Here is a 5,782-nt window from a genome sequence, read left to right as displayed (position 1 = left end):
CCATGGTTCTCAAGTCCAGGCCCCTGATCCTGCTTGCCACCCAAAACGGAACAAGGCCAAATTTTTTATGGTATAATTAAGGTATAATTAAGCCAACTCGTCAACTAAACCCAACTTCGCCCTAAGAATTAATAAACTATACGGAGATGATGGCGTATTATTTGGGATAAAAAAGGCGAAACGCTTCCTCGTGGGGAACTGCAGCAACTCCAGCTTGCGCGGCTAAGGGAACAGATAGCCCGGGTTTACGCGAAAGTCCCTTACTACCGGCGGCGCCTAGAGGAAGCCGGCGTTCGACCAGAAGAACTCCGATCCCTCGACGACCTTACCCGCCTGCCTTTTACTACTAAAGATGACCTACGTCAGACTTACCCCTTCGGGCTTTTCGCCGTCCCGCTCGACCGCGTTATTCGTATCCACGCCTCCTCCGGCACCACCGGAAAACCCACCGTTGTTGGCTACACAAAGAAGGACCTGCGTACCTGGGCGGGGCTCATTGCCCGCATTGTGACCATGGCCGGCGTCAAACGCGGCGATATAGCGCAGGTTTGTTTCTCTTACGGTCTTTTCACCGGGGGCTTCGGCCTCCACTACGGCCTGGAACGCGCCGGGGTTACAGTTGTACCAGCAGCTGCCGGCAACACCGAGCGCCACATTCGCCTCATGCAAGATTTCGGAACCACCGTCATCATTGGTACGCCTTCCTACGCCTTGTACATGGCAGAAGTAGCCCGGTCGCTGGGAATCGACCCCCGCCAGGATTTGCGGGTACGCCGGGGCCTTTTTGGCGCTGAGCCCTGGTCGGAAGGGATGCGGGCCGAAATCGAAGCCGCCTGGGGAATCGAAGCCTACGACAACTACGGCTTAAGCGAAGTAATCGGTCCCGGCGTGGCCGGCGAATGCGAGGAGAAAAGTGGGCTGCATATCAATGAGGACCACTTCCTGGTGGAGGTGATCGACCCGGAGACGGGCCAGCCCTTACCGCCAGGGGAGCGGGGCGAGTTAGTCTTTACCACGCTCACCAAAGAAGCCTTTCCAGTTATCCGCTACCGGACACGGGATATTTCCCGTCTCCTGCCCGAGCCGTGCCCCTGCGGCCGGACCACCATCCGGATGGAGCGGGTGACGGGCCGGAGCGACGACATGCTGATCATTAGGGGAGTTAACGTTTTCCCCTCCCAGATAGAAGAAGTGATCACCAGCACCCCAGGCCTTACTCCTCACTATCTGATTGTTGTAGATAAAAAGGGCTACCTGGATGAGATCGAGGTTCAGGTAGAACTTTCCCCCGAAGGCTTTTCCGACCGCTATGAAGATTTGGCTTCTCTCGAAGAGCAGCTTCGCAACCGGCTGCAAGCCACTCTTTCTCTCACCCCCCGCATAAAACTGCTTGAATTTGGCTCTCTCGAGCGGACAACAGGAAAAGCCCGGCGGGTAATCGACCGGCGCAAGGAGGCAACTCGATGAAACTTCTGAGCGGTAACGAAGCCATCGCTCGCGGCGCGTACGAGGCAGGGGTGCGGGTGGCGGTAGCCTATCCCGGGACGCCAAGCACAGAAATCCTGGAGAATATCGCCCGTCACTACCCCGACATTTACGCCGAATGGGCGCCCAACGAAAAAGTAGCGCTTGAGGTGGCAATTGGCGCCTCTCTCGGCGGCGCACGGGCGCTAGTTGCCATGAAACATGTCGGTGTAAACGTAGCTGCCGACCCGCTCCTCACTCTTGCCTATACCGGAGTTAATGCGGGTCTGGTGCTCGTCTCCGCCGATGACCCCGGAATGCATAGCTCCCAGAACGAGCAAGATAACCGCTTCTACGCCCGCTTCGCCCAGATACCCCTTCTTGAACCGGCCGACAGCCAAGAGGCTAAGGATTTTGTCCGGATAGCCTTTGAGGTGAGCGAAGCCTTCGACACGCCCGTAATACTGCGCACAACTACCCGCGTCGCACACTCCAAAAGCCTGGTGCGGGAAGAAGACCCGCCTATCCCACCCCTTAAGCCTTACCAAAAAGATTTCGTCAAATACGTGATGGTCCCGGCCAATGCCCGCCGGCGCCACGCAACGGTCGAAGAACGCCGGGAAAAACTCCGGCAATTCGCCGCCAATACCCCAATCAACCGGATCGAATCTGGTGACCCACGCGTCGGCATTATCACCAGCGGTATCGCCTATTGCTACGTTAAAGAGGCTTTCCCTTGGGCCTCCGTCTTAAAGTTAGGGTTGAGTTACCCTTTACCGCTAACCCTGGTTCGCACGTTTGCAGCTCGAGTGGAGAACCTGTACGTAGTCGAGGAGTTAGAACCGTTCTTCGAAGAAGAAATCGCTGCCGCCGGCATTTTGATCCGCGGCAAAGCCCTCCTTCCCCGGACGGGCGAACTATCCCCTGCCCTGGTAGCGCAGGCCCTCTGGCAGGACGCCGCCTTTGCGACCGTTGCTCGCGAGTACAGCGCTCCGCCGGTACCCGCAGCCCCAGCACCCTCCCTGCCCCTGCGCCCGCCAGTCCTTTGCCCGGGTTGTCCGCACCGGGGGCTTTTCTATGTTCTGAAAAGCCTCAAACTTAACGTAATGGGCGATATCGGCTGCTACACCCTGGGTAGCCTGCCGCCCCTTTCGGCCATGGATACCTGCATCTGTATGGGGGCCAGCATCGGTATGGCTCACGGGATGAGCAAAGCCGCTCCGGAAACCGCCGCGCGAACGGTAGCGGTAATTGGCGACTCTACCTTCATCCACTCCGGCATTACCGGCCTCATCAATATCGTCTACAATAAGGGGGTCAGTACCGTAATCATCGCCGATAACCAGACTACAGCGATGACCGGCCACCAGGACCATCCCGGCACCGGGCAGACAGCCCGGGGCGAACCGACTAAAGCTTTGGATTTCGTAAAGCTGGCCCGTGCCCTTGGCGTCACCCGGGTCAAGGTAGTAGACCCGCTCGACCTCACCGCTACCAAAAAGGCGCTCCAGCGGGCGTTAAAAGCACCCGCCCCGGCGGTGGTAGTGGCCAGTCGCCCGTGTATCCTCCTATCCCGTCCGGCACCCGCTCCTATACCGGTCCGACCTGATGTTTGTCGGGGCTGCAAGCGCTGTTTACAACTTGGCTGCCCAGCACTCTCTTTACCCAAAGGCCAGGTAGTGGTCAACCCGCATCTCTGCGTCGGCTGCGGGCTCTGCGCTCAGGTGTGTCGTTACGGCGCTATCGGAAAGGAGGACGGGCAAGTTGGCTGAGGTCACCAGCATTCTGATCGCCGGCGTTGGGGGGCAAGGTATCATCCTTGCGGGAAAGGTTATCGGTTGGGCAGCAGCCCTATCTGGTTTCGACGTTAAGACCTCGGAGATCCACGGGATGGCCCAGCGCGGCGGCAGCGTAATCACCCACGTCCGTTTTGGCCCCCGGGTATTTTCCCCGGTGATTGACCCGGGTAGTGCCGACTTCCTGCTCGCCTTTGAAAAACTAGAAGCACTCCGGAACTTATCGTTTTTAAAACCAGGCGGCAGCGTCATCCTTAACACGCAGGTAATCGAGCCGCTTCCAGTCTTGCTTGGCCGTGAAGAATACCCAACCGGAATCGAAGCGCAGATTACCGCCCGTTTTTCGCTTCTTTCAATTGACGCGGTAACGGAAGCTACGGCCTGCGGCACCCCCCGGGTCGCTAACAGCGTCCTTCTGGGTGCACTCGCCCGACAGTTATCCTTACCAACAGACATTTGGGAAAAAGCGCTGGCAGCCGCAGTTCCTGCCCGCTTCGTAGACATCAACCGCCGGGCCTTCGCCCGCGGTTTCGCCATTGCCGAAAAGCCCTAAACGTATGGAGGTATTACGTTATGTGGAACCCCGTAGTCGAAACAATGCCCCGGGAGCAACTCCGGGAACTCCAGCTGCAGCGGCTCAAAGAAACAGTCCGCCGCGCGTACGAGAAGGTGCCGTTTTACCGGGAAAAATTTAAAACTATCGGGCTCGAACCGGAAGACATCAAGTCGCTCGATGATCTCGCGCGCCTACCCTTCACCCTTAAGGATGACCTGCGCAACAACTATCCCTTCGGCCTTTTCGCCGCGCCCCTGAAAGAAATCGTTCGCGTTCATGCATCTTCCGGAACTACCGGAAAACCAACCGTAGTTGGTTATACCCGTGAAGACATTGTTACCTGGGCAGAGGTTGTAGCCCGCACCCTCGGCTCTGTTAACACTACTCCTGACGACGTGGTGCAGGTGGCTTACGGTTACGGGCTCTTTACCGGCGGTCTTGGCCTCCACTACGGCGCGGAGAAGATTGGGGCCACGGTGATCCCGATCTCCGGCGGCAATACCAAGCGCCAGATTATGCTGATGCAGGATTTCGGCACCACCGTACTTTGCTGTACCCCCTCCTACGCACTCTACATCGCGGAGGTCTTGCAGGAGAGCGGCATCCCGCGAGAAAGCCTCCGGCTCCGGGCCGGCCTTTTTGGTGCCGAACCCTGGTCGGAGAACATGCGCCGCGAGATCGAGGAAAAACTCAAAATAGACGCCATCGATATTTACGGTTTAAGCGAAATTATCGGCCCCGGTGTAGCCAGCGAGTGTCTCTGCAAGAACGGCCTCCACATTTGCGAAGACCACTTTATCCCCGAGATTATCGATCCCGCAACCGGCAAGGTCCTCCCGCCGGGAGAGCAGGGAGAGCTGGTCTTTACCACGATCACCAAACAAGGCTTTCCCGTCATCCGCTACCGCACCCGCGATATTTCGCGACTTATCGTTGAGCCCTGCCCCTGCGGGCGGACGCACATCCGGATGGCCCGCGTCACCGGGCGCACCGACGACATGCTTATCATCCGTGGCGTAAACGTCTTCCCGACCCAGATCGAGAGCGTTCTTCTCTCTATCGGCCAGACCGAGCCGCACTACCTGCTGGTCGTGGACCGGGAGAAGTCGCTTGACACCCTCGAAGTATGGGTGGAGGTCTCCGAAGCCCTTTTCCGTGACGAGGTAAAAGGGCTCGAGGAACTCGAACAACGCATCCACGATGAGATTGAGAGTGTGCTAGGAATCTCGGTTAAGGTAAAACTTGTAGAGCCTAAAACGATCCAGCGCAGTGAAGGCAAGGCCAAGCGTGTCTGGGATAAGCGCGACTTCTTAAAGTCTTAAGGCAACCAAATAAGAGCGAAAATAAAAGTGGAGGGACGTAAAATGGCCGTTAAACAAGTATCCGTCTTTCTCGAAAACAAGAGCGGCCGGCTCGCTGCCGTCACCCGCCTCCTGGCTGAAAAAGGTATCAACATCCGGGCCCTCGCGATTGCCGATACCTCAGACTTCGGCATCCTCCGCCTCATCATCGACCAACCCGATAAAGCCTACCAAGCCCTAAAGGAAGGCGGCTTCACCGTTTCGGCTACCGAAGTTCTCGCCGTAGCCGTTCCCGACCAACCGGGGGGCTTAGCCCCTGCTCTGAGCGCCCTGGAAGCCGCCGGCATCAACATTGAGTACCTGTATACTTTTGTCGCCAAGTGCGTGGACCAGGCGTTGGTACTCCTTAAAGTAAACGATATGGCCGGAGCCATAGCGGCTTTAACTAAGGCCGGCTTTAGGGTTCCGGAACCCCAAGAAGTCTATGCTATTTAGATTACTTGCTGCGGCAAAACCGGCACCCAGAACAAAAGCGGACCCGGAAGACCGCCTGCAGCACCGCCGTGAAGAGGCTGGCGGCCGAAAGGCTTTGAAACCGCCAGAAAGCCAGAACCAGGGCATAAAACAGGGATGCCTGTCGGGGCATGGTGATCTCCACCACCAAG

Annotated in this window: 5 protein-coding genes; all 5 read left to right on the top strand. The window is 57.7% G+C overall.

Features of this window, described 5'->3' with window-relative positions; translation table 11 throughout:
• Window positions 1-156 precede the first annotated feature (156 nt).
• The 5 genes from ACUVTA_RS08110 to ACUVTA_RS08090 are packed head-to-tail and all read left to right on the top strand — an operon-like array spanning window position 157 to window position 5,612.
• Window positions 157-1,467, top strand: coding sequence for a phenylacetate--CoA ligase family protein (locus ACUVTA_RS08110; protein WP_445952449.1), 1,311 nt, complete (start codon window positions 157-159; stop codon window positions 1,465-1,467).
• The gene (gene iorA / locus ACUVTA_RS08105; protein WP_445952448.1) at window positions 1,464-3,236 is read left to right on the top strand and encodes an indolepyruvate ferredoxin oxidoreductase subunit alpha; all 1,773 of its coding nucleotides are present in this window, start codon (window positions 1,464-1,466) and stop codon (window positions 3,234-3,236) included. The genes ACUVTA_RS08110 and iorA overlap by 4 nt, the downstream gene beginning before the upstream one ends.
• A complete protein-coding gene (locus tag ACUVTA_RS08100; protein WP_445952447.1) occupies window positions 3,229-3,813 on the top strand; it encodes an indolepyruvate oxidoreductase subunit beta in 585 nt (194 codons plus the stop codon). The genes iorA and ACUVTA_RS08100 overlap by 8 nt, the downstream gene beginning before the upstream one ends.
• Window positions 3,814-3,833: 20 nt before the next feature.
• Entirely contained in the window at window positions 3,834-5,138 is a 1,305-nt protein-coding gene (locus tag ACUVTA_RS08095; RefSeq protein WP_445952446.1) for a phenylacetate--CoA ligase family protein, read from the top strand.
• Window positions 5,139-5,180: 42 nt separating this feature from the next.
• Window positions 5,181-5,612, top strand: coding sequence for an ACT domain-containing protein (locus ACUVTA_RS08090; RefSeq protein ID WP_445952445.1), 432 nt, complete (start codon window positions 5,181-5,183; stop codon window positions 5,610-5,612).
• The last annotated feature ends 170 nt before the right edge of the window (window positions 5,613-5,782 follow it).

Source organism: Thermodesulfitimonas sp. (genome assembly GCF_052743955.1).
The sequence above is the reverse complement of the archived record's forward strand: the minus strand, read 5'-3'. Positions and strand labels throughout refer to the sequence as shown.

Excerpts from the sequence above, each read along its gene's own strand:
- iorA (WP_445952448.1), top strand. The coding sequence starts at position 1,464 with ATGAAACTTCTGAGCGGTAACGAAGCCATCGCTCGCGGCGCGTACGAG.
- ACUVTA_RS08095 (WP_445952446.1), top strand. The coding sequence starts at position 3,834 with ATGTGGAACCCCGTAGTCGAAACAATGCCCCGGGAGCAACTCCGGGAA.
- ACUVTA_RS08090 (WP_445952445.1), top strand. The coding sequence starts at position 5,181 with ATGGCCGTTAAACAAGTATCCGTCTTTCTCGAAAACAAGAGCGGCCGG.